The organism is Kitasatospora purpeofusca (assembly GCF_036010405.1).
Lineage (GTDB): Bacteria > Actinomycetota > Actinomycetes > Streptomycetales > Streptomycetaceae > Kitasatospora > Kitasatospora purpeofusca.
The window spans coordinates 445,584-466,588 of sequence record NZ_CP108561.1; the positions used below are offsets into that span (position 1 = coordinate 445,584).

18 protein-coding genes and 2 pseudogenes are annotated in these 21,005 nt (G+C 71.3%); 7 read left to right on the forward strand and 13 right to left on the reverse strand.

From position 1 onward, the window contains the following. Positions 1-69 precede the first annotated feature (69 nt). The 5 genes and pseudogenes from OG715_RS02015 to OG715_RS02035 all read right to left on the reverse strand — a co-directional run bounded on the left by OG715_RS02015 (position 70) and on the right by OG715_RS02035 (position 6,492). Positions 70-1,221: a DNA gyrase subunit B gene (locus OG715_RS02015; protein ID WP_327063751.1), complete on the reverse strand. Its 1,152-nt coding sequence runs from the start codon at positions 1,219-1,221 to the stop codon at positions 70-72. 285 nt (positions 1,222-1,506) lie between these two features. Further along, positions 1,507-2,331: an arginase family protein gene (locus OG715_RS02020; RefSeq protein WP_327063752.1), complete on the reverse strand. Its 825-nt coding sequence runs from the start codon at positions 2,329-2,331 to the stop codon at positions 1,507-1,509. Between the two features lie 137 nt (positions 2,332-2,468). After that, positions 2,469-3,317, reverse strand: coding sequence for a LysR family transcriptional regulator (locus OG715_RS02025; RefSeq protein WP_407661082.1), 849 nt, complete (start codon positions 3,315-3,317; stop codon positions 2,469-2,471). Between the two features lie 97 nt (positions 3,318-3,414). After that, positions 3,415-4,665, reverse strand: coding sequence for a group II intron reverse transcriptase/maturase (gene ltrA, locus OG715_RS02030; protein ID WP_327063754.1), 1,251 nt, complete (start codon positions 4,663-4,665; stop codon positions 3,415-3,417). Positions 4,666-5,294: 629 nt separating this feature from the next. After that, positions 5,295-6,492: pseudogene (locus OG715_RS02035) on the reverse strand (RNA-guided endonuclease InsQ/TnpB family protein). 50 nt (positions 6,493-6,542) lie between these two features. Here OG715_RS02035 and tnpA point away from each other — a divergent pair. The 3 genes and pseudogenes from tnpA (at position 6,543) to OG715_RS02050 (ending at position 7,555) form a co-directional block, all read left to right on the forward strand. Continuing rightward, a complete protein-coding gene (tnpA, locus tag OG715_RS02040) occupies positions 6,543-6,971 on the forward strand; it encodes an IS200/IS605 family transposase (protein ID WP_327063755.1) in 429 nt (142 codons plus the stop codon). After that, positions 6,868-7,299, forward strand: a pseudogene (locus tag OG715_RS02045) (amino acid decarboxylase); the annotation flags it as partial. The gene tnpA and the pseudogene OG715_RS02045, both read left to right, overlap by 104 nt. Before the next feature lie 91 nt (positions 7,300-7,390). Continuing rightward, complete coding sequence (locus OG715_RS02050; protein ID WP_327064245.1) at positions 7,391-7,555, forward strand: hypothetical protein; 165 nt, start codon at positions 7,391-7,393, stop codon at positions 7,553-7,555. Positions 7,556-7,568: 13 nt separating this feature from the next. Here OG715_RS02050 and OG715_RS02055 read toward each other — a convergent pair whose 3' ends face one another. The 5 genes from OG715_RS02055 to OG715_RS02075 all read right to left on the reverse strand — a co-directional run bounded on the left by OG715_RS02055 (position 7,569) and on the right by OG715_RS02075 (position 11,961). Further along, the gene (locus OG715_RS02055; protein ID WP_327063756.1) at positions 7,569-7,928 is read right to left on the reverse strand and encodes a hypothetical protein; all 360 of its coding nucleotides are present in this window, start codon (positions 7,926-7,928) and stop codon (positions 7,569-7,571) included. A 93-nt stretch (positions 7,929-8,021) separates the two neighbouring features. Further along, a complete protein-coding gene (locus tag OG715_RS02060; RefSeq protein ID WP_327063757.1) occupies positions 8,022-9,617 on the reverse strand; it encodes an AMP-binding protein in 1,596 nt (531 codons plus the stop codon). Positions 9,618-10,367: 750 nt separating this feature from the next. Next, positions 10,368-10,805, reverse strand: coding sequence for an arsenate reductase ArsC (locus OG715_RS02065; RefSeq protein WP_327063758.1), 438 nt, complete (start codon positions 10,803-10,805; stop codon positions 10,368-10,370). A gap of 41 nt (positions 10,806-10,846) precedes the next feature. After that, positions 10,847-11,593: an aquaporin gene (locus OG715_RS02070; RefSeq protein WP_327063759.1), complete on the reverse strand. Its 747-nt coding sequence runs from the start codon at positions 11,591-11,593 to the stop codon at positions 10,847-10,849. Continuing rightward, positions 11,590-11,961, reverse strand: coding sequence for an ArsR/SmtB family transcription factor (locus tag OG715_RS02075; protein WP_327063760.1), 372 nt, complete (start codon positions 11,959-11,961; stop codon positions 11,590-11,592). Before OG715_RS02075 ends, OG715_RS02070 begins: the two co-directional genes overlap by 4 nt. 90 nt (positions 11,962-12,051) lie before the next feature. Here OG715_RS02075 and OG715_RS02080 point away from each other — a divergent pair, with 90 nt between their 5' ends. The 3 genes from OG715_RS02080 to OG715_RS02090 all read left to right on the forward strand — a co-directional run bounded on the left by OG715_RS02080 (position 12,052) and on the right by OG715_RS02090 (position 15,092). Beyond that, a complete protein-coding gene (locus OG715_RS02080; protein WP_327063761.1) occupies positions 12,052-12,549 on the forward strand; it encodes an ArsI/CadI family heavy metal resistance metalloenzyme in 498 nt (165 codons plus the stop codon). A gap of 157 nt (positions 12,550-12,706) precedes the next feature. Next, complete coding sequence (locus OG715_RS02085) at positions 12,707-13,927, forward strand: hypothetical protein (protein ID WP_327063762.1); 1,221 nt, start codon at positions 12,707-12,709, stop codon at positions 13,925-13,927. A gap of 169 nt (positions 13,928-14,096) precedes the next feature. Continuing rightward, positions 14,097-15,092: an aldo/keto reductase gene (locus OG715_RS02090; RefSeq protein ID WP_327063763.1), complete on the forward strand. Its 996-nt coding sequence runs from the start codon at positions 14,097-14,099 to the stop codon at positions 15,090-15,092. Between the two features lie 76 nt (positions 15,093-15,168). Here OG715_RS02090 and OG715_RS02095 read toward each other — a convergent pair whose 3' ends face one another. Further along, positions 15,169-16,848 (reverse strand): condensation domain-containing protein, encoded by a 1,680-nt coding sequence (locus OG715_RS02095; RefSeq protein ID WP_327063764.1) that lies wholly within the window; start codon positions 16,846-16,848, stop codon positions 15,169-15,171. Between the two features lie 322 nt (positions 16,849-17,170). Here OG715_RS02095 and OG715_RS02100 point away from each other — a divergent pair, with 322 nt between their 5' ends. Further along, entirely contained in the window at positions 17,171-18,952 is a 1,782-nt protein-coding gene (locus OG715_RS02100; protein ID WP_327063765.1) for a non-ribosomal peptide synthetase, read from the forward strand. Between the two features lie 21 nt (positions 18,953-18,973). Here OG715_RS02100 and OG715_RS02105 read toward each other — a convergent pair whose 3' ends face one another. Both OG715_RS02105 and OG715_RS02110 read right to left on the reverse strand, forming a co-directional pair. Beyond that, positions 18,974-19,771 (reverse strand): serine/threonine protein kinase, encoded by a 798-nt coding sequence (locus tag OG715_RS02105; RefSeq protein ID WP_327063766.1) that lies wholly within the window; start codon positions 19,769-19,771, stop codon positions 18,974-18,976. Beyond that, complete coding sequence (locus OG715_RS02110; protein WP_327063767.1) at positions 19,758-20,993, reverse strand: condensation domain-containing protein; 1,236 nt, start codon at positions 20,991-20,993, stop codon at positions 19,758-19,760. Before OG715_RS02110 ends, OG715_RS02105 begins: the two co-directional genes overlap by 14 nt. Positions 20,994-21,005 lie beyond the last annotated feature (12 nt).

A 21,005-nucleotide genomic window follows, 5' to 3' on the forward strand; every position in this document is an offset into this window, starting at 1 on the left:
CGTCCGGAGCCCGGGCCCGGGCTCGGGAGCAACTCCGGGCCCGGGCAGCGGTGGTGCGGCGTACGGCGGTCAGTCGTGGGTGAGCGTCGGGATCCGGGCGAGGACGGCCGACGCCCGTGCCGGGTCCGCACGGAGCCAGGTGGTCAGGTGCTCCCGGACGGCCTCGGCGACGCAGGCGCGGACGGGGCCGTTGCCGAGTCGGTCGCGGAGGGAGCCCTCGAACTCGGGCCGGTCGAGCTTCACCGACACGATGGCCGTCAGACCCACGCCGAGCCGGGTGGGGGCGAGGTCGGGGTCGGAGGGGGCGAGTACGCGCTGCTCCCGGGCGCAGGCGGTGAGCGCGGCCGCCAGGCCGTCGCGGAAGCCGAGTTCGTGGGTGCCGCCGCCGGCGGTGGGCCTGCTGTTGGCGTAGCCGGTGACCCGCTCGTCGTCGGAGTCGCCCCAGCAGAGGGCCACCTCCACGGTCCCGTCCATTCCGGAGCACTCGCGCTCGAAGCCGGTCACGTCCGGGCCCCGCGGGGTGCCCTGGTGCGCGATCCAGTCCCTGGCTCCGCCCGGGAAGCGGAAACGGTCGGCCCTGGGCGTCCCGGGGTCACGGTCGTCGGTCAGGGTGATGTCCAAGTCACGGTTCAGAAAGGCCAGTTCCCTGAAGTGATCGGCCAGTGTGTCGAACGAGAACATCAGCGTCTCGAAGATCTCGGCATCGGGCCAGAAGGTGATCACAGTCCCGCTGCCCTCGGCCAGGCCGCTGCGGGTGGGCTCCGCGACCCGCACGCCCCGCTCGTACTCCAGCGTCCAGCGGGCTCCGTCGCGCCGTACCTCCGCCGTCAGGCGGCTCGACAGGGCGTTGACGACGGCGAGTCCGATGCCGGCGAACCCGCCGGACAGCGAGCGTCGGTCCGCGCGCGGTGCTCCGCACCAGAGCACCGTCAAGCAGTCCTCCAGCGTGGGCCCGTCCTCGTCGCCCGCGTGCCCGACGGGCCGACCCCCGCCGTCGTCGGCGACACGGACACCGCCGTCGACGGTGAGGGTGATCCCGACCCGGCCGGCGCTGCCGTAGAGGATCTCGTGCAGTGCCGACTCGGCGGCCTCGAACACCAGATGGTGGAACCCGCGTTCGCCGACCGATCCGATGTACATCCCGGGCCGTTTCCGGACGGCCTCCAGGCCCTCCAGAACCACGATCTTGCTGGCGTCGTACGGATACGATTCCTCGCTCATGATGTCCCCTCCGAGGTCTCTGACAGAGCTCCCCCAGCTTAGGAGATTTCCAGGAAAACACCAGGTCAGAGCCGGTGCAGCGAGGCCGTGAACGGGCTTCTGGCGGTCCGTCGGGAGCGGTCGGGCGGGACGGGGCCAGGGGGTCGCGGCGGGACCGCCGCGACCCCCTGGGAGCCCGTGGAGACACTGTTCCGGGCAGCCGCGAAGCCACAAGTTCAAGGAGTTTCCGCACCCGCCCCCGGGAGCGGTCGCGAGGACGGCCCTACCGGGTCCGTCCCGCCGCGCTCAGCCGCGGAGTTCGGCGAGGAGGGGCTCAAGGGCGGCGACGAGGTCGTCGGCCGTGGCGGAGCCGTCGCCCTCGAACTCGGCGATCTCGGCGCCGACGGGCGCGCTCGCGGCGAGGACCTTCGCGCAGGCGTGGAGGTCCTCAAGACCGATGCCGGCCGGGACGCTGTAGTCGGTCGCGAACAGCCCCGGCTCCATCACGTCGCAGTCGATGTGCAGGTAGGCCGGGCGGCCCCGGAGGACGTCCGCGAGGCGCTCGTCGAGTGCCGGGCCCGGGGGCACGAGGGCCACGCGGCCCGCCGTGACGTGCTCGATCTCGGCGGGGTCGAGGTCACGGGCACCGACCAGGACAGCCTGCCGCTCGGGGAGCCCGGCGCCGAGGCCGGAGTCCCACCAGCCCAGCGGACCGGCGAGGGCCAGGCCGCCGAGGTAGCCGGTGGTGGTGTCGGCGGGGACGTTGATGTCCCCGTGGGCGTCGAACCAGACCACGACCGCGTCGGGGCGGTGGCGGAGCACGACCGGCTGGGTGGCCAGGGCGACGGCGCACCGGGTGATGACGCTGATCGGCGCCTGCCCGGCGGTCATGACCTGGTCGATGCGCTCGGCCATGTGCCGCAGGGTGGGCAGCGCACGGCGCAGCTCCTGGTCCCAGCCGGTCGGCCGCGCCGGCTCCGGGGTGCCGACGAGGACCGGGGAGACACCGAGCCTGCTGGTGAACGCCTCGCCGAGCAGGGTGACGGCGCTCATCGCGCGGTCGTTGTGGTCCCCGGCGGGGCCTCGGTAGACAGTGAGGGAGGAGGCGAGGGAGGAGGGATGCGGGTTCATGGCCTCAGGGTGGCAGCGGTGACGACGAAGAGGAATGCCGAAATCCTCTGCAGGTGTCCATACCGGGTATGGACACCTGCTACACGCCCGGTACGGCGATCAGGCGGGCCGTCGGGCCCGCCGCAGCCGGGCAGCCTTCAGGAGGGGCTCCCGCCCCACGCCTCGGTGATCCTCCGCGCCTGCGCGGCGAGCGCCTCCCGCAGGGTGTGCGCGGAGTCGGAGACGGTGGAGCGGAGCATGGCAGCGCTGATCCACCGGGCGAGCGGCGGGCCGTCGACGGGGCGGACGGCGATGCCGAGTTCGGCCTCGTGGCCGGTGAGGGCGAGCCGCGGGATGAGGGCGACCGCGATGCCGGCGGCCACGAAGCCCTTGAGCATGCCGTAGTCGTCGGTGCGCATGACCCGGACGGCTTCGAATCCCTGCTGTGCGCAGGCCCAGGTGAGCACGCGGTCGCAGGGGTCCCAGTCGCTGGCGCCCATGATCCAGCCGGCGTCGCGGAGCCGGGCCAGGGGGACGCGGTCCAGGACCGCCAGTGGGTGGTCGGCGGGGAGCGCGAGGAGCAGCGGATCGTCGAGCAGGGGGTGCAGGACAAAGTCCTCGTCCAGGTCGAGCGGTTCTCCCGGCTGGGAATAGACCAGGGCGATCTGCACGCCGCCGGTGCGCAGGGCCTCCACCACGGTCGGGAGTTCGCCCTCCACGAGCGAGACCTTGACGCCCTCGCGGGCCAGTTGCCGCAGGGCCTGCGGGAGCAGGAGCGCGCCAGCGGTGGGGAAGGTGGCGGCGCGGAGTGCCTTGGTGCCCTGTTCGATCAGGGCGCGGACCTCCTGTTCGACGAGGGCCACCCGGCCGAGTACGGCTTCGGCGGCGAGGTGGTGCGCGACGGTCGGCTGGCTGTGGTGCAGCGACCGGGCGGTGCCCGCGAGGGAGCCCTCGTGGGCGACGGCCCGCAGGACCTGGAACTGGCGGAGCTCCAGCAAGCCGATCACCATACCTTCTGATCGGGTAGGAGGGCCGGTTCGCCCGGCCCTCCCCCCACACCACCGGACATGCGGGCCTCGCATCCGGCGGTTCGTCTAGCTGATCTCAGGCGGTCCTGAGGCGGGTCCACGAATCCTTGAAGGACTTGTAGCCCTGGGACTGCCAGTAGGTGTTGTTCAGGCCGACTTCCAGAGCCTTGATCTTGGAAGTCCTCCAGTGTCGGGTCCCGCCGAGGTCGTGGGACCGGATGAGTTTCTCATCGGTCCCGGCACGTCGGAGGTTCCTCTCCCTGTTGGAGGCGGTCTTCCATTGCCGCCACTGAGCCTGCCTCAACCTGCGGCGGACCCACATGTCGATCTCGCCGAACACCCTCGGGGAGTCGGAGAGAGCGAAGTAGGCCACCCACCCGACCGAGAACCGGTTGAGCTTGTCCATCCTGTGGTCCATCGCCACGCCCCACGTCCGGGAGGTGATCTTCCGGACGGTGTCCTTCAACCGTTTCACGGCCTTCCGGCTTACCCGAATCTTCACCTCCCCTTTGGACAGGTAGTAGCCGAACCCCAGCAGGGTCGCCTTGAACCCCGGCGACACCCTGGTCTTCTCCCGGTTGACCTTCAACTTCAGACGCTTCTCGATGAACGCCGTGATCGAGGCCATCAGTCGGATAGCCGCTCGTTCGGAGCCGACGAAGATCATCACATCGTCGGCGTACCGCACGAACCGGTGTCCGCGCTTGAAGAGTTCGCGGTCCAGGTCGTCCAGCATGATGTTCGACAACAGCGGCGACAGCGGGGAGCCCTGGGGCGTCCCCTCCTCGGTCACCGTCATGACGCCGCCGTCCATGACCCCGGCTTCCAGGTACCGACGAATCAGCTTCAGAACCTTCCTGTCTTTGACCTTCCTGGCCACCCGCGCCATAAGCGCATCGTGGTTCACCCGGTCGAAGAACCTGTCGAGGTCCAGATCCACCACCCAGCGATTTCCGTCCTGCACGGCTCGGCGACCAACCCTGACGGCCTGGTGCGCCGACCTCCCCGGGCGGAACCCGAAAGACGCCCCGGAGAAATGGGGGTCGAAAACGGTGGTGAGGATCTGCGCGATTGCCTGCTGGATCAGCCGATCCAGCACCGTGGGGATCCCAAGCATCCGCTCCCCGCCATTCGGCTTAGGGATGGTCACCCGACGAGCGGGAGCGGGCCTGTAATTCCCCGCATCGAGAGCGGCCGAGACCCTGGGCCAGTTCTGAGCGATCCACGGCCTCAATTCCTCCGTGGTAAGCCCGTCCGCCCCGGGGGCACCCCGGTTACCCTCGACGCGCCTGAGCGCCGCGAGCAGGTTCTCTTTGGCGAAGATCAAGCCCCAGAGATCCGGCTCGCGGTGATTGTCGGTCGGATGGTGCGCCGCCAGGTCACTATGCCCCGCCGGGGAGGCGGCCGTATGCACCGGCGCCTGTCCCTGCGGGTCTGCCGAGGCAGGCTTCCAGCGGTCACCGTGCTTCGGTCGAGCAGACATCTTCCCCCCAATCCACTAAACGTTCGGTCCTTCCCGAGCCCTTGTCGGCCTACTGCCTACCCATCTCGGTACTACGACCTCTGCTGACTTCTGTCCGGCAAACCGAGAGAATTCATCCCCTCGACCGTCGCGATCTCCGCCGTCACACGGTTACAGGCGACACCCGGACAGACCTCCCCAGATAAGAACAGCAACTTTCCCCGGACCCCTGCCGTATCTACGTTGCGGCTTTCTTGGTGAGAGCGGGCTTCGTCGTAGTCAGCCGACTTGCCCAGTCCGCCCCGCCTTATACGGTTCGTGTTCCTCAGTGCCCGGTTTTGCCTCCGGCTTCCTCCGAACCCCACCTCGCGGTGACGCCCTTGCCTTTGGCTATCGAGTTAGTCTCACCTCTCCTCTTCGGGACTTTCACCCTTTAGCTGCTGCCCATGCTGGGCGTACTGACTCCTCCCCCACGTAGACGTGGGGGCTTCTCGCTAACCCTGGCGGGCGTCGCGACGGACCAGCCCGGCCCGTAGAACGTTGATGGCTCCCACCGTGTCCGCGTGCGCACGGTGGCCGCAGCTGACGCAGTGGAAGATGTCCTGAGAGGGCCGGTTCTCCGCCGCAACGTTCCCGCAGAGCGGGCAGGTGCGGGAGGTGTTGCGGGGGTCCACGGCGATCACTTCCCGACCGGCGCTTTCAGCCTTGCCGGTGAGGATCGTGAGGAACACCCCCCAACCGGCATCGTTGATCGACTTGTTGAGCCCGGCCTTGGCCGCCGCACCGTTGGGCAGGAACACGCCCGGCTGGTCGGGGTAGGACTTCGGCGCGGGGGCCTTGACCATGTTGCGGATCTTGAGGTCTTCGTGCGCGATGAGGTCGTGCGCCCGGACCAGGTCAAGGGCGGTCTTGTGGGCGTGGTCGAGGCGCTGGCGGCGGACCTTTCGGTGCAACGGCCTTCTGATGGTTCTTGGTGCGCTTGTCGCGGCGCACGCGGGGGAACCTGCTGAGGGCCTGCTGAGCTGATTCCAGCTTCGCGGCAGCCTGCCTGCCGTGACGCGGGTTGGGCACGAACTCGCCGTTGGAGTCGGCGAGGAAGTGGGCTGTGCCCATGTCGATGCCGACCACGCTGCCCGTCGGGGACAGCGGCTCGGGCTCGGCCTGCTCGGCGGTCAGGATGACGTACCAGCGCTTGCCCTCGCGCTTGACGCTGACGGTCTTGACCTTGCCGACCACCGGCCGGTGCTGGTTGGCCTTGACGTGCCCGACGCCCTGGAACCGGACGCGGGTGGTCGGGTCGTGCGGGGTGGAGTCCCAGCGGCAGCCGTCCCCGTCCTTGGGGAAGTCCACCGTGTCGAACCAGTTCACTCCACGGAAGCGCGGGTAGCCGGGCGTGTCGCCGGACTTGACCCGGCGGAAGAACGCCGCGAACGCCTTGTCCAGACGGCGAAGCGTCGCCTGCTGCGAGCTGAACGACCAGCGGCCCTGACGCTCCGGGTCGAACGCCCGGATCTCCTTCGGCTGCGCCGACTGCATGCCGTACTTGATGCTGGTCTTCGACACGTGCCGGTAGGCGTCCCGGCGCTCCTGGAGTGCCCCGTTGTACAGCGCGCAGTGATCCCTCAGCATCTCGCCGAGCGCCTGCGTCTGGCCCACGGTGGGCCGCATGAGGAACTTGTACGCACGGATCATCCGACCCACCCCCTTCCTGGTCAGCTCAAAGATCGTACTACGCTTGGAGTATGTCACCACGCTGGGAGCCAAACCCCGACGTTCGCACCGGACGGCACGTCGCCTACAACTTGCACGCGCACTTGGTGTTCGTCACGAAGTACCGCAAGGGCGTCTTCGACGACGCCATGCTCAAGAGGTGCGAGGAGATCATGCGCGAGGTCTGCGACAAGTTCGAGACCGACTTGCGCGAGTTCAACGGCGAAAGCGACCACGTGCACCTGCTGGTGCACTACCCGCCGAAGATCGCCCTGTCCAAGCTGATCAACTCCCTCAAGGGCGTCAGCTCCCGGTACCTGCGCGCCGAATACGCCGGCCGCATCAACCGCATCGGCCTTGGGTCCGTCTTCTGGTCTCGCTCTTACTTCGCCGGGTCGTGCGGCGGCGCACCGCTCAGCATCGTCCGCCAGTACATCGAAGGCCAGAAGCGGCCCATCTGACCGTCACCCCGGAGCCGCAGCGAACTCCGCCGCCCCCTACGCCGAGGCGCTGACCGCCCACGCGCGGGAACCCTGGCTGCGGCTGAACGTCCCCGGCCACGCCGCGGACCCGGACGCCTTCGCCGAACTGGCCGCCTTCACCGGCGAGGCCCAGCTGCGCCTGGACGTCCCCCCGCTGCTCGACGGCATCGACCTGGGACCGGACAGTCCGCGTGCGACGGCGCTGCGGCTCGCCGCCGAGGCGTGGGGCGCGCGGCGCACGTGGTTCCTGACCAACGGGGCCTCCCAGGGCAACCGGATCGCCGTGATGGCGCTGCGGTCGCTGGGCGAGTGCCTGGTCGTGCAGCGCAGTGTGCACTCCAGCGTGGTCGACGGACTGGTCCTGTCCCGGTCTGCGGGCCGCGTTCGTGCAGCCCGCCGTGGACCGCACGCTCGGCATCCCCAACGTCCTTCCCGGCGAGGTCATCACCGCCGAACTCGTCTCCTTCCTGCAGAGCACCGCCCGTACCCCCGGCGGTCACGTCCGCGGAGCCTCCGACCCCGAGGTGAAGTACCTGCGCACAGTCACCCCCGCGCGGTGCTGACCGGCCGGCGGCCTCACGCCCCCGGCGGGACGGCGAACGGGTCGTAGTCCTCCGGCATGAAGCAGCCGTAGTCCTGCAGCGGTTGCGGATCGTTCAGCACGATCTGCTGCCGCTCGCCCGCGGGGGAGAGTCCGTCCGGGCGGTCCAGGACTCTCCGGCCGGGAACCACGGAGCGCGCCGGCGCTTCGGCCGTGAGCCGGCCGAAGCGGTCGAACAGAGCCCAGGCGGCCTCGTGGACGTCACGGATGTCCTCGGCCGCCCGTTCCTCGGTGATCTCGGGGAAGGCTTCGCGATATGCCGCGCGGGCCGCAGCGACAAAGCGCTCCGGGTCGACGACCACCACGTCCTGTCGTGTCCGGAGGCTGATCGTCATACCCGCCGTCGGGATCGGCATATTGTCCACCGGCCCACCGTACTGCGTCGAAAGCACGTCCGTCCGTGACCGAGGGGCCGGGGTGACGGTCGCTCAGGAGCTGCCGCCGGAGGCCGAGGCGCGCAGGCGGAGGAGCTTCTTGTCGGGCTTGCCGGCGTCGGTGAGGGGGAGCTCGTCGGCGAAGTGGACGTGGTCGGGTTCGTACATCTCGCCCCGTCCTTCCCGGACCCAGGTCCGGAGCTCGTCGGCGGTGACGGTGGTCCCCGCGGCGGTGACGACCGTGGTGTGGACGCGTTCGTGTCCGCCGTCGCCCTTCACGCCGTAGACGGCGTTCTGGAGCACCGCGGGGTGGGTGTTGAGGAAGTCCTCGAGTTCGGTGGTGTACACATGGCCGCCGACCACCACGATCATGTCCTTGATCCGGTCGACCACCGTCAGGTAGCCCCGCTCGTCCAGGCGCCCCAGGTCACCGGTGAGCACCCAACCGTCGCGCAGCACCTGCGCGGTCAGCTCCGGGTTCTTCCAGTAGCCCTCCATCACCTGCCCGGAGCGGGCGCAGATCTCCCCCACCTCGCCCACCGGCAGCACCCGGCCGGCCTCGTCCCGGATCTCGACCTCGACCCCGGGGACGGGCCGCCCCGACGTACGCAGGATGTCCAGGCGGTCGGGATCGTGCTCGGCGGCGGTCAGGAAGCTGACGGCACCGGCCTCGAACTGGCCGTACGCCTGCTGGAGGACGGGGCCGAGGCGGCGCACGGCCTCGGCGATCCGGGTCGGGGAGGAGGGGGTGCCGCCGTAGGTGATCCCGCGCAGGCTGGAGAGGTCGGCGTGCTCGGCGTCCGGGTGGTCGAGGATCCGGTACAGCAGCGGCGGCAGCAGCATGGTGTTGGTGATGCGCTCGCGGGCGACCGTGGCGAGGATCTCTGCCGGGTCGAACGTGTAGTGCAGGACCACGGTGCCGCCGGCGGAGAGGGTGCTGTCGGCGATGAACCCGGCGGCGTGCGAGAGCGGGGTGCAGACGAGGTCCCGGCGGCCCGTCCCGCTGAACAGCTCGCGGATGCCGTCGATGCCGTCCTGCATCCGGCCGAAGGTGCTGCGCACACCCTTGGGATGCCCGGTGGTGCCGCCCGAATGCCGGATGAAGCAGAGGTCCTGCGGGCTCGCGGCGCTGGCCAGGGGCTCACCGGACTGCTTCGCGGCGAGCGCGAGCAGGTCCTCGCCGGAAGCCGGGACCGACCCCGGATCCGCGTCGGCGTCGACGTCCGTTTCCGCGTCCCCGCCGAGCCGCAGGACGTGCTCGATCGGCGGCACGGCCCGGATCAGCTCGGCGGCACGCCCGGCCAACTGCGGATCGACGACCAGGGCGAAGGTGTCGACGTCGGCCATCATCGCGGCCTGCACGTCCACCCCGAGGCGGTTGTACAGGTGGTTGTAGTGCGCGCCCAGCAGGTTGACGGCGTACCGCACCGCGATCGTCTCGGGCAGGTTCCCGCACAGCAGGGTCACGGTGCGCCCCGGACCCACCCCGCGCTCGCGCAGGGCCCGCGCCAGCCGGTACACCAGGGAACGGAACTCCTCTGCGCCGAGGCGGCGTTCCCCGCTCACCAGGACCGCTTCGTCCGGCCCCTCGGCCAGACCGTCGAGGACGATCTCCACGTAGTTCCGGAAGCCCTGCTCCGACACCGACACCGCACGTTCCTCTCGCCTCGGACTGCCTCGGACCGCCGCCCGCCCGCCCACGGCCGGGCGCACGGCACCCGGCGCCGACGACGACCGGTCCGTGCACGGCCATCCCTGCCCAGGGCGGTCCGGGGTCAACCCCGCGAAGCGAGTTCCGGCAGCCGCCGTGCGCCTGCCCCGGTCCCGGACCGGACGCGGCGCGCGACGGTGCGGCCCGACCGGGCGCACCATCCCCGGTTCACCCGGCCTCGCACCCGGCGATGAGCGCCTGGACGCAGCGGGGCACGGCCTGCGACGGATCGGATCCGGCGGGGACTTCGACGTGTGCGACGGTGCAGACGTAGGCCGCTTTGAGGATCTTGACGCAGGTCTCCAGGTCGTTGACCGGCTTCGCGCCCCGGACGGCGACGGGCGCTTCCGGCTAGTGCTCGGGCTCCTGCGGCACGGGGTTCCTCGGTGTTCGGGGTGCGATGAGTGGTGGGCGGGGCGGGACCGGCAGACCGGCCCCGCCCCGCCCCGGCGCTCAGCCCGATTCGTTGGCGGCGTCCTTCCGGGCCTTCTCCAGGATGTTCCGGGCCACGGTCTCCGGGTCCTGGCCGGTGAAGGGGCGGTCGAAGAGCCAGTCGGCGGCGGCACCGCGGCGTTCGAGGAGGACGCGGTCGCGCCGGCGCCCGCGGTGCCGGCCGACGCGTTCACGGGCTCCGACGGGATGTCCGTCACCCGGACCGGTCCGACACGACGGCGGTGGCCAGGCGGTGGCTACGCGGTGGCCCCGATGCCGAGGTCGGCGAGCAGGTCGCGGACGAGCTGCTCGATCCGGTCGCGGATCGGACGCACGGCGTCGACACCATGTCCGGCCGGGTCGTCGAGCTGCCAGTCCAGATAGGTCTTGCCGGGGAAGAACGGGCAGGCGTCGCCGCAGCCCATGGTGATCACCACATCGGAGGACCGGACCGCCTCGGTGGTCAGGACCTTCGGGATCTCGGCGGAGATGTCGATCCCGACCTCGCGCAGGGCCTCGACCACCGCCGGGTTCACGGCCTCGGCGGGGGCGGAGCCGGCCGAGCGGACCTCGACCCGGTCGCCGCCGAGCCGGGTGAGGAAGGCGGCGGCCATCTGGGACCGGCCGGCGTTGTGCACGCAGACGAACAGGACCGACGGAACGGACGGAACGGACGGAACGGCGGGAGTGCTCACGGCGGAGGGTCCTTGGTCTTCGGGACGGGGAAAGGTGGGTGTCAGCGCCCGGCGGCGGCCGGCCGGCGGTCACCGTGCGGGACGACGATGTCCTCGGCGGCCGGATCCCGGAGGCCGAACAGCACCGCGACCAGCGCGAGGCCGACGGCCAGACCGACGAGCTGGGCGGCGACGAACGGCAGCACCGAGGCAGGGGCGATGCCCGCGAAGGTGTCGGAGAAGGCACGGCCGACCGTCACCGCGGGGTTGGCGAAGCTGGTCGAGGACGTGAACCAGTAGGCGGCGCCGATGAACGCGGCGACCGCGACCGGGGCGAGGTGCGCGCGGCCGACGCGGGCCAGGCCGAGGATCAGCAGGACCAGGCCGGCGGTCGCGACGACCTCGCCCAGCCACAGGTGCGGCGCCCAGCGGTCGTGCGTCGACCAGGCCACCGGCGACTCGCCGAACATCGTGTCCGCGAGCACCGCCCCGCCGATCGCGCCGGCGATCTGGGCCGGAAGGTAGGCCGCGAGCTCGCGCGGCCCGGGCCCTTCCCCACCGCGGCGGGAGGTCCACCAGGCCGCCAGGGTGACGACCGGGTTGAAGTGCGCGCCGGAGACCGGACCGAGCAGCAGGATCAGCACCCCGAGGCCGAACACCGTCGCGAGCGAGTTGGCCAGCAGCTGGACGCCGACGTCCTGGGACAGCCCGGCCGCCTGGATGCCGGACCCGACCACGACGGCCACCAGCGCGCCCGTCCCGACGAACTCGGCGGCCGCCCGGCGGGCCAGCGGCGGTGCCCCGGTCATCCGCGCTCCCCGGCGGGGGCCCGGAGCAGGGCGGAGAGCCGCGCCAGGGCGGCGGGCAGCACCCAGTAGTAGACCCAGGTCCCCCGGCGCTCGGAGCCGACCAGGCCCGCCTCGCGCAGCACCTTGAGGTGGTGCGAGATCGTCGGCTGGGACACGTCGAACGGGCCGGTCAGGTCGCAGACGCAGGCCTCGCCGCCCTCGTACGAGGCGATCAGCGAGAGCAGCCGCAGTCGCACCGGGTCCGAGAGGGCCTTGAACATCTTCGCCAGGTCGACGGCGGCGTCCTCGCCCAGGGGCTCGCGGACCAGCGGCGAGCAGCACGCGGCCGCGTCGTCCTGGCCGAGCAGCGGCAGTTCCAGATTCGACATGCGTCTATGTTGACAGTCATCTATGCAACTGGCAACGTCGACTGTATCGACAGCCGTCGATACAGCACCTCGAATCCCGGGAGAACCGCCGTGCCCCGCATCCAGCTCGCCCTGCGCGTCGCCGACCTCGAAGGCTCGATCGCCTTCTACTCCAGGCTCTTCGACACCGAGCCCGCCAAGCGGCGGCCCGGCTACGCGAACTTCGCCATCACCACCCCGCCGCTCAAGCTCGTCCTGATCGAGGGCCCGGGCGGCGAGGACACCCGCCTGGACCACCTCGGCATCGAGGTCGGGAGCACCGAGGAGGTGAGCGCCACAGCCACCCGGCTCAAGGACGCCGGCCTGGCCACCTTCGAGGAGAACGATACCTCCTGCTGCTACGCCCTCCAGGACAAGGTCTGGGTCCACGGGCCCGGCTCGGAGCCCTGGGAGGTCCATGTGGTCAAGGGCGACGCCGACGCTCTCGGCAAGGCCATCACCGGCGCCCCCGCGACCTGCTGCACCTCGGACCGGCAGACCGCCGGCACCTCCCCGGACCGGGCCGGGGCCGAGGCGACCGCCGACGCCGCCTGCGCGTGCGGCGGCTGACCCGGCACCACGCCGCCCGCACAGCGCGGAGGACGACGGGACGGGGGGAGGTCTTCGTGGCCGCGGTCCTTCCGTCGAGTGGCGCAACAGTTGTTTGTTTGTGCGCGAACCGACGAAGGATCACGACACCCATCCCCCACACCAGGGAGCACGGCTCATGGATCCCGTCTACTCGCGTCCGGTCCGGTTCGGGGCGCTCACCCTCAGGTTCACCGGCATCCCGCAGGGCGGACCGCGGCTCGACGAACCGAACGGCGAAGGCTGGCGCGCCCTGAACAAGGAAGCCGGCAGCTGGATCCTGGAAGCGCGTGACACCGACCCCCGCGGCGACCTGGTGCGCCCCGCCGCCGACTGGGAGAAGCTCGGCGAGCTGCCGACCGGGGACGTGGTGTGGCGGATGGTCCCGCCGGACGGGTACCGAACCTTCAGCGACTTCCTCTTCGCCCCGGGGAAGGACCCCCGCCACGGGCCGGACGAAGTGTTCGGATGCGTGAAGGAGAGCCACGACGGGTTCAGGTACGCACATCCGGCCGACGTGGCCGTACCCGTGATCGCGGACCTGTGGCCCGTCGTCGTCCCCGGCCACTGGTACGGGACGAACGGCATCAGGATGACCCCTTCCGACGTCGGCGGGTTCTGCTGGTCCCCCGGCGGCGAGCCGGTGGGCCGGCCGCCCATGCACGTGCTCAACCTGCCCATCGGCACGCAGAGCGGCACCGGGTCGCGGAAGCCCCTGATGGACGGCTTCGGCAGGCCGGCCGACGTCACCAACTGGGCCAGGGAACGGGTCGTCACGGTCCCGTTCCCCGCCGTGAAGGACAGCGACCGGAGCCTGCTCCGGCAGGTCCGGAGGTCCCCCGTGTACACGATCCAGCGCGACGCGCAGTACCGGCTGGAGAAGTACATCGACAACGAGCACCGCGACACCGCGCAGAGCGCGGGCTACAGCGTCACCAAGGGCGTCAGCCAGATCCAGTCCGCCGCCTGGAGGGCGAAGGTCGGCATCTCGGTGACGGCGAAGGGGGGCATCGGCATCGAGACCGTCGGCGCCGGGCCGAGCGCGACGGTTTCCGTCGAGCTCGGGTACTCCTCGGCCACCGGCGTGAGCGAGCTGGTCAGCCGCACCGACACCGGCACCCTGAAGGTCCCCGGCCGCCACGCCGGCGCCCTGTACTCGGTGACCCACCGGCTCACCGCCTTCCGGGAGGACGGCACCCCCGTCGGCGGCACGGCCGGCAGCCTGACGTTCACCCCCGACCAGGACTACTGCTTCGTCCAGTACCCCGAGGCCGACGGCGACGGGAACAGCGTCGAGAAGCTGTCCCTCGGCAAGGGCGTTTCCGGGAACCGGCACGGTGATGTCCCGGATTCCTTGTGAAGGGAATGGAGGGAAACAGAGCGGACCGGTTTCACGGCTCCGGGCGAATTCACGCGGGAGGGGCGGGATTGTCGGCCACCGTCGGCCGGACCCTTGCGGCGAACTCAACGGCCTTGCCACCATGAAGTGTTGTTCGTTCCGCCACTGATCCCGTCGTAGGAGGAACATCTTGAAGTACGTCAAGCTGGGCTCGACCGGCATGGACGTGTCGCGAATCTGCCTGGGCGCCCTGAGTTTCGGAACACCCGGCAAGGGTGTCCACGGCTGGACCCTGGACCTCGACCAGGCCCGGCCGATGATGCTGCACGCCCTGGAGTCCGGGGTGAACTTCGTGGACACCGCGAACGTCTACTCCGCCGGGAGCAGCGAGCGGATCGTCGGCCAGATCCTCCGCGAATACGGCCGTCGTGACGAGATCGTCCTGACCAGCAAGGTCAATGGACGGACCCGGCGCGGGCCGAACGGTGTGGGGCTGTCCCGCAAGGCGATCATGGCCGAGATCGACAACAGCCTGAGCAGGCTCGGCACCGACTACGTCGACCTCTACCAGATCCACCGGTGGGACCCGGTGACGCCGATCGAGGTCACCATGGAGGCGCTGCACGACGTGGTCAAGGCGGGAAAGGCGCTGCACATCGGCGCGTCGTCGATGTGGGCCTGGCAGTTCGCCAAGGCCCAGTACACCGCCGAACGAAACGGCTGGACGCGTTTCAGCACCATGCAGAACCACTACAACCTGATCTACCGCGAGGAGGAGCGGGAAATGCTGCCCCTGTGCGAGGACCAGGGTGTCGGCGTCATTCCCTGGAGTCCGCTGGCCCGGGGGCGGCTCGCACGGAAATGGGACACCGTCAGTGCCCGGAGCGAGACCGACGAGTTCGGCAAAATCCTCTACCGGGACAACGATCGCGAAATCGTCGACCGGCTCGGACAATTGGCCGCCAAGCGTGAACTGCCGATGGCACAGCTCGCACTGGCGTGGCTGCTCGCCAAGCCGGCGGTCACCTCCCCCATCGTCGGCGCCACGAAGATGAGCCATCTCCAGGACGCCATCGACTCGTTGGACGTGGAACTCGACGCCGACGAGATCAACTTCCTCGAGGAGCCGTACCGGCCGCACGAGGTCTCCGGGCACCCCATCACCGAACTGCCCGGCCAGCACTGAGCGGTCCTCGCGACGGGGGTGGGAGGTGGTGGTGACGCCTCCCGCCCCCGTCGTCGGGTCCGCACGGCGTGTCGACTCAATGCCGCAACAGGACCGGCTCGTCCAGGGTCTCGGGGAACCGGGTCAGCAGGCCCGTGAGCCGGTCGGCGAGGTCCCGGGCGCCTTCGGCACCGAGCTGGTCCCCGCGGTGGGACACCAGGCCGATCAATCGGCCGTCCAGCTGCACCATGGTCACCGTCAGTCCGAACTTGGCGTATCCGCTGCGCAGTTCGTCGATCAGTAGCGGTGTCAGCCGAGCCCCGTCCAGGACGGCGGCGTGGTCGTCCAGCAGGTTCATGTTCAGCGTGACGTTCACGTAGGGCGTGTACCCGAACCGCCGGGCGGGCTTCACGTGGTTGAGCACGTCGTCGAACTCGACGGCCTGGTGCTCCAGCGCGCCCAGGGCCTCGCCGCGCATCCGCAGCAGGACGTCCAGCACGGTGCTGTCCGCAGTCACCCGGGAGCGCAGCACCGCGGTGTTCAGGCTCGGGCCGAACAGTTCGGCGAACCGGGGGTGGTTGCGGTTCGCCGTCGGGGATCCGAAGGTGACGTCGTCGAGGCCGGTCGACCGGTGCAGGGACACCGCCAGCGCGGTGGCGGCCACCATGAACCAGCTGACGCCGTGCTCGGACTGCACGGCGCGCAGCGCATCCAACAGCCCTGCGGGCAGGGGCAGTCGGAACGCCCCGTTCGGCTCCGGACGGTCCGGCGCGGGCAGCGGCGTGTCCGCCGACGCTCCGTCCAGCGCCGACTCCCAGTACGCCAGATCGGTGTGCCAGGAGGCGCCGTCCCGCTGTTCCCGTTGGTGGGCGGCGAATTCGCGGTACTGGACGACCGGTCGCGGCCGGTCCGGGGTCGCGCAGTAACGGTCCAGCTCCGCGAGCAGGACGGGAATCGACTCCCCGTCGATCACCATGTGGTGCACGCAGAGCAGCAGCACCTGCCGGCCGTCGGCGAACTCGCCCAGGGCGGCGCGCAGCAACTGTCCGGACTCCAGGTCGAACGGCAGGCGCAGGGCGGCTTCCAGCCATTCCGTCACGACGGCGGGAGTGTCAGTGGTGTCGTCGGGGGTGTCGTCGGGGGCGTCATCAGAGGTGTCCCCAGGTGTGCCGTCCGGGGCTTCGCCGAGGTAGAGCAGTTCCAAGGGCGGTAGCCAGGGCTCTCGCAGCCACACGGACCAGCCGCCGTCCTCGTCGACGAACCGGGTGCGCAGGATCTCGTGCTCGGCCACCAGTCGGCCGAGCGCGCCACACAGCCGGTCGGGGTCCAACCGGCCCGCCACCGACCAGGCGAGCGGCACGTGGTTGCGCACGCTCGGGTCGATCTGCTCGGCGAGCCAGATCCGGCGTTGGAAAGCGGTCATCTCCAGGGGGACGTCCGGGAGGACGTTCCGGGGGACGTCCGGGGGGACGTTCCGGGGGACGTCCGGGGGGACGGTGTCCGATGTCGGCGCAGTGGGCGGCGCCGCGGGCAGCGCCAACCCCACGACGTGGTCGGTGAACTCGCCCAACCGGGAGTGCTCGAACAGCGTCCGGATCGGGATCCGCACCCCGAACCGCTCCCCCGCCGCGCGTACCAGGGTGCCGGCCATCACGGACTGCCCGCCCAGGGTGAAGAAGGAGTCCTCCGGCCCGATCCCGCCCTTCTTCAGCACCTGTTCCCAGACGGCGGCCATCCGGCGCAGCTGGCCCGGCGGAGTGTTCGGCACGGAGTCCATGGGTGTGGCGTCCCCTCATCTCGCGGCGTGAGAGACCTGTGCGGGTGATCCGTTCACCAACCGGCCTGCAGACTCGAAGGCCGGTCCACCGGCGCACGCGGCCCCGTCCGGGGTCCCGGCCGCAGTGCGGTCGCGCGCCGATGCGGTCGTGCGGGGCGTCTGCCCGTCCTTCGGTCAGGCTACCCGTCCGGCAGGGGCGCGACATCGGCCGAGCGATACCTGTCCGGCAGTCGACCACCCCTGACGTTCGACAGGATGACGCGGCGGCGGAGCCGTGATCGGATCGAACCTCTGTGAGCGACCGGACCGCGGGGGGACGAGGATGTCGGACCACGACTTGTTGCACACCCGGGTGCTCGAAGGCGCGCCGGGCGCCACGGCCTGGCTCGACGGTGCCGGACGGCCGCTGAGCCACCGGGAGTTGGCCGAGCGGTCCGGCCGGCTCGCCAGGCGTCTGGTCGACGCGGGAGCCGGACCGGGCGAGCGGGTGGCGCTGTTCCTGGAGCGCGGGGCCGATATGGCGGTCGCCGTGCTCGGTGTCCTGCGGGCGGGTGCGGCGTTCGTGCCACTCGGTCTGCAGGAGCCGGCGCCGAGGCTGGCACGGATCCTCGCGGACTGCGCACCCGTCGTCGTGCTGGTGCACGACGCGACCTCGGCCCGGTTCGGGGACGGCGGCGGTGTCCGCACACTCGGCGTGGACGCGGACGACGACGGGGACGGGGACGGGGACGGGAACGACGACGGGGTGCAGAAGGCCGGTGCCCCGGACGATCCCGCCTACGTCCTCTACACCTCCGGATCGTCCGGCACGCCCAAGGGTGTGGTCGTCGAACACCGCAACCTCACCCCGCACCTGGAGTGGCTCGCCGAGCGGCTGCCGCTCGGCGGCGGCGACCGGCTGTTGCAAGTGGCGCCCTACACCTTCGACGCCTCCCTCACCGACTTCTTCTGGCCGCTCGGTGCGGGCGCCACCGTGCTCTCGCTCGCCGAGGGCGACCACCAGGACCCGCTGGCCATCGCCACCGCACTCGTCGAACATGGGATCACTGCGGTCCGGCTCCCCCCGGCGATGCTGCCGTTGCTGCTCGACGAACCGGAGTTCCGGAAGGCCACCGCCCTGCGGTACCTGATCAGCGGCGGGGACCGGCTGCCGACCTCCGTGGCGCGCCGCATCGTCGAACTTCTGCCAGGGGTAAGGCTGTTCAACCGGTACGGGCCCACCGAGGCTGCCGTGGCGGTCAGTTACCACGAGTTCGACACCGAGACGGACACGGGGCCGGACGTGCCGATCGGCGTCGGCGTCACCGGGGCGGAGCTTCACGTCTCGCCGCACGGGGAGTTGTTGATCGGCGGCGCCTGCGTGGCGCGCGGCTACCTCGGCGATGCCGCGCTCACGGAGCAGCGTTTCGTCCGACTGCCGGGCCTCGGAAGGGTGTTCAGGTCCGGCGACCGGGTACGGACGACGACTTCGGGCGCCCTGGAGTTCCTCGGCCGGGACGACGACCAGGTCCAGGTGAACGGGCACCGGGTCGAGCTCGGGGAGGTGATGTCCGCCCTGCGCGCGCATCCCGACGTCCTGGACTGCGTGGTCCTGCCCCAGGACCAGGCGCTCGCCGGGTTCGTGGTGGCAGCGCCGGACCGGCGCTCGACGGACGGGATCCACGCCCACCTGCGGGACAGGCTGCCGGGGCACATGGTCCCGAACGTGATCGTGTTCGTGGACCGGCTGCCGGTGACCGAGCGGGGGAAGGTCGATCTCGCGGCCCTGCGCGCCCTGCCCGCCGCACGCACCCCGGCCGACACAGAGAGGACGGAGGGCGCGGAGGGCACAGGGGGCGCCTCCACCGACCGCGCCGCAGCCGGCGACCCGGTACTGGAGGTGGTCCGACGCGTGTGGTCCCGACTCCTCGGCGGGATCGAACTCCAGGAGCACGACGACTTCTTCGAGCGCGGCGGGCACTCGCTGCTCGCGGTCCAGGCGGTCGGCCGGATCCGCAAGGAACTCGGTCACCGCGTGCCCCCGCGGATCATGTTCGAGAAGACGACCCTGGGCGGGTTCGCCGAGGAGGTCACGAGGATCGTCGCCGCCGCCGAACGTCGGTGAGCGGACCGGCCGGCGGGTCGGTCAGCCGGTCGAGGCCCGCGCCGTCAGACCCGCGCCGTCAGACCTGGGCGGCCAGACCTGGGCAGCCAGGCGGGCGGCCGGGTCGCCACCTCCTGCCGGGCGTCCCGGCACCCGTCCCGGGATGCGGTCGAGATGCTCCGGACGCACCAGGTCGAACTTCAACGCCAACGTCACCACCGTGTCCCGCTTCCACGCCCGGGTCATCCCGCGCGGCGCGGCGGTCCCGAGCTTCTTCACCAGGTAGTCGATGTGGTAGTTGACCGCCGACCGGCCGAGCTGCACGCCCGCGGCGGACAGCCGGGCCGCGACCTGCGCCGGTGTCGGCACCGCCGCCGCGCCGCAGTCCCGCAGTCTCGGTTCGCACAGGCAGACCAGCACCTGGAAGTACCGGCTCTCCTCGTCCAGCAGGGGGATCCCGCCGCCGTCCGGCTCGACGGCGGGCCGGCGTTCCGGGGCGTAGACGGTGAAGCTGTTGCTCCCGGCGCCCACGGTCAGCGTCACCCGGCTCAGCTCGAAGGGGATCGGCACCCCGGCCCGGCCGGCCCGCACCTTCACGTACTCCCCCGCCCCCTCCAGGTTCTCCACGCAGTAGGTGCCGGCGGCACCGCAGTTGGACATCAGCCAGTAGTCGCCGAAGGCGTCGATCCGGCCTGCGGTCAGCGCCCGGTCGGTGCCGACGGTGATCTCCCCGGCCCGCCATCCGAACCGCACGCTGTCCCCGTCCGGGAGTTCCAGGGCCGGCGACCGCCCGGCGAGGCAGATCAGCACCGAGCGGGCGGCGGGGTCAGCCCGCGACACGGCCGACCTCCGTGAGGGAAGCGCCGAGCGCGTCGGTGATCGCGGTCGCTTCGGCGACGGGCACGATCAGGGGGTCGTGGTCGATCCGGAGTGACAGCCCGGTCCCCTCGTGGACGGCGGTGACGATCACCGCGTCCTCCATCCGGCTGCCCGGCGGGTACCTGAACCGGCCGGCCTCGCCGTCCAGCACCGGTGCCGGGCGGCGGGTGAGGTCGACCAGGGTCAGCACCAGGTCGAGGTGGCCGGTCCACGGCGCGCGGCTCGCCCTGGCGGCCCGGACCACCTCGTCGAACGGGGTGTCGACGAATTCGAGGTCCTCCCACCAGCTCTCGCGGACGCCCTCGCCCTGCGGGTTGGCCAGCACCGTGTTGATGAAGCAGCCGACCACCCCCGCCCCCTCGGGGCTGCCCCAGGCGTAGGCGACCGGCGCGGTGCCCGGTGTCCGGGTCAGCGCCGTGTGGCAGGCGGCCAGCAACGCCGGGAAGGGCCGGTTCGCGGCCGGTCCCGACAGCGCGACGCGTTGCCAGGCCGTGGCCTGGCCGCCGCGTTCGCCCGGCTCCCGGCCCCACCGGCCGGGCCCGGCGTCACGCACCCGGGAGGTCCAGTGCGCCAGCGCCTCCGGGCCGCTGGCCTCGTGCTCGCGGGCCAACTGCCGCTCCACCGCCTCCCGGTAGCGGACGAGTTCACCGGCATCCGCGGACTCCGGCACCTCCTCTCCGCTCCGGTAGGCGGACATCAGCTCGTCCAGCACCAGGCCGGTGGACTCGCCGTCGCAGACCAGGTGGTCGAACCCGAGGGCGAGCAGGTCCCGTCGGCCGTCCCTGGCCAGGACCACCCGGAACGGGCCGTGCCCGGCGGTCCCGTCCTCCAGCACCGCCCAGGCGGCGGCGTCGGCGTCCGGGCCTGCGGTCTCCCGCACCAGCGGCCCCTCGGGGAGCGGCCCGATCCGCAGCAGCGGCACCCCGTCGACCGTTTCCGCCGCCCCGCGCAGGGCCGGGTGGCGCCGCAGCACCGACCGGGCGGCCCGCTCCAGCCGGCCGGGTTCCAGCAGGCCGGGCGGGAACTCCAGGAAGACCGGCAGGATCCGCACCCGCTCGTGCGGATCGGCGGACCTGGTGTGGTGGAACCTGCGCTGCGCGCCGGTCAGCGGCATCAGCTCGGCGGCTCCCCGGTGGACGTTCGCGTAGTGCTTGAGGTAGGTCCTGGTGATGCTCCGGTGCACGGCTCGGCCTCC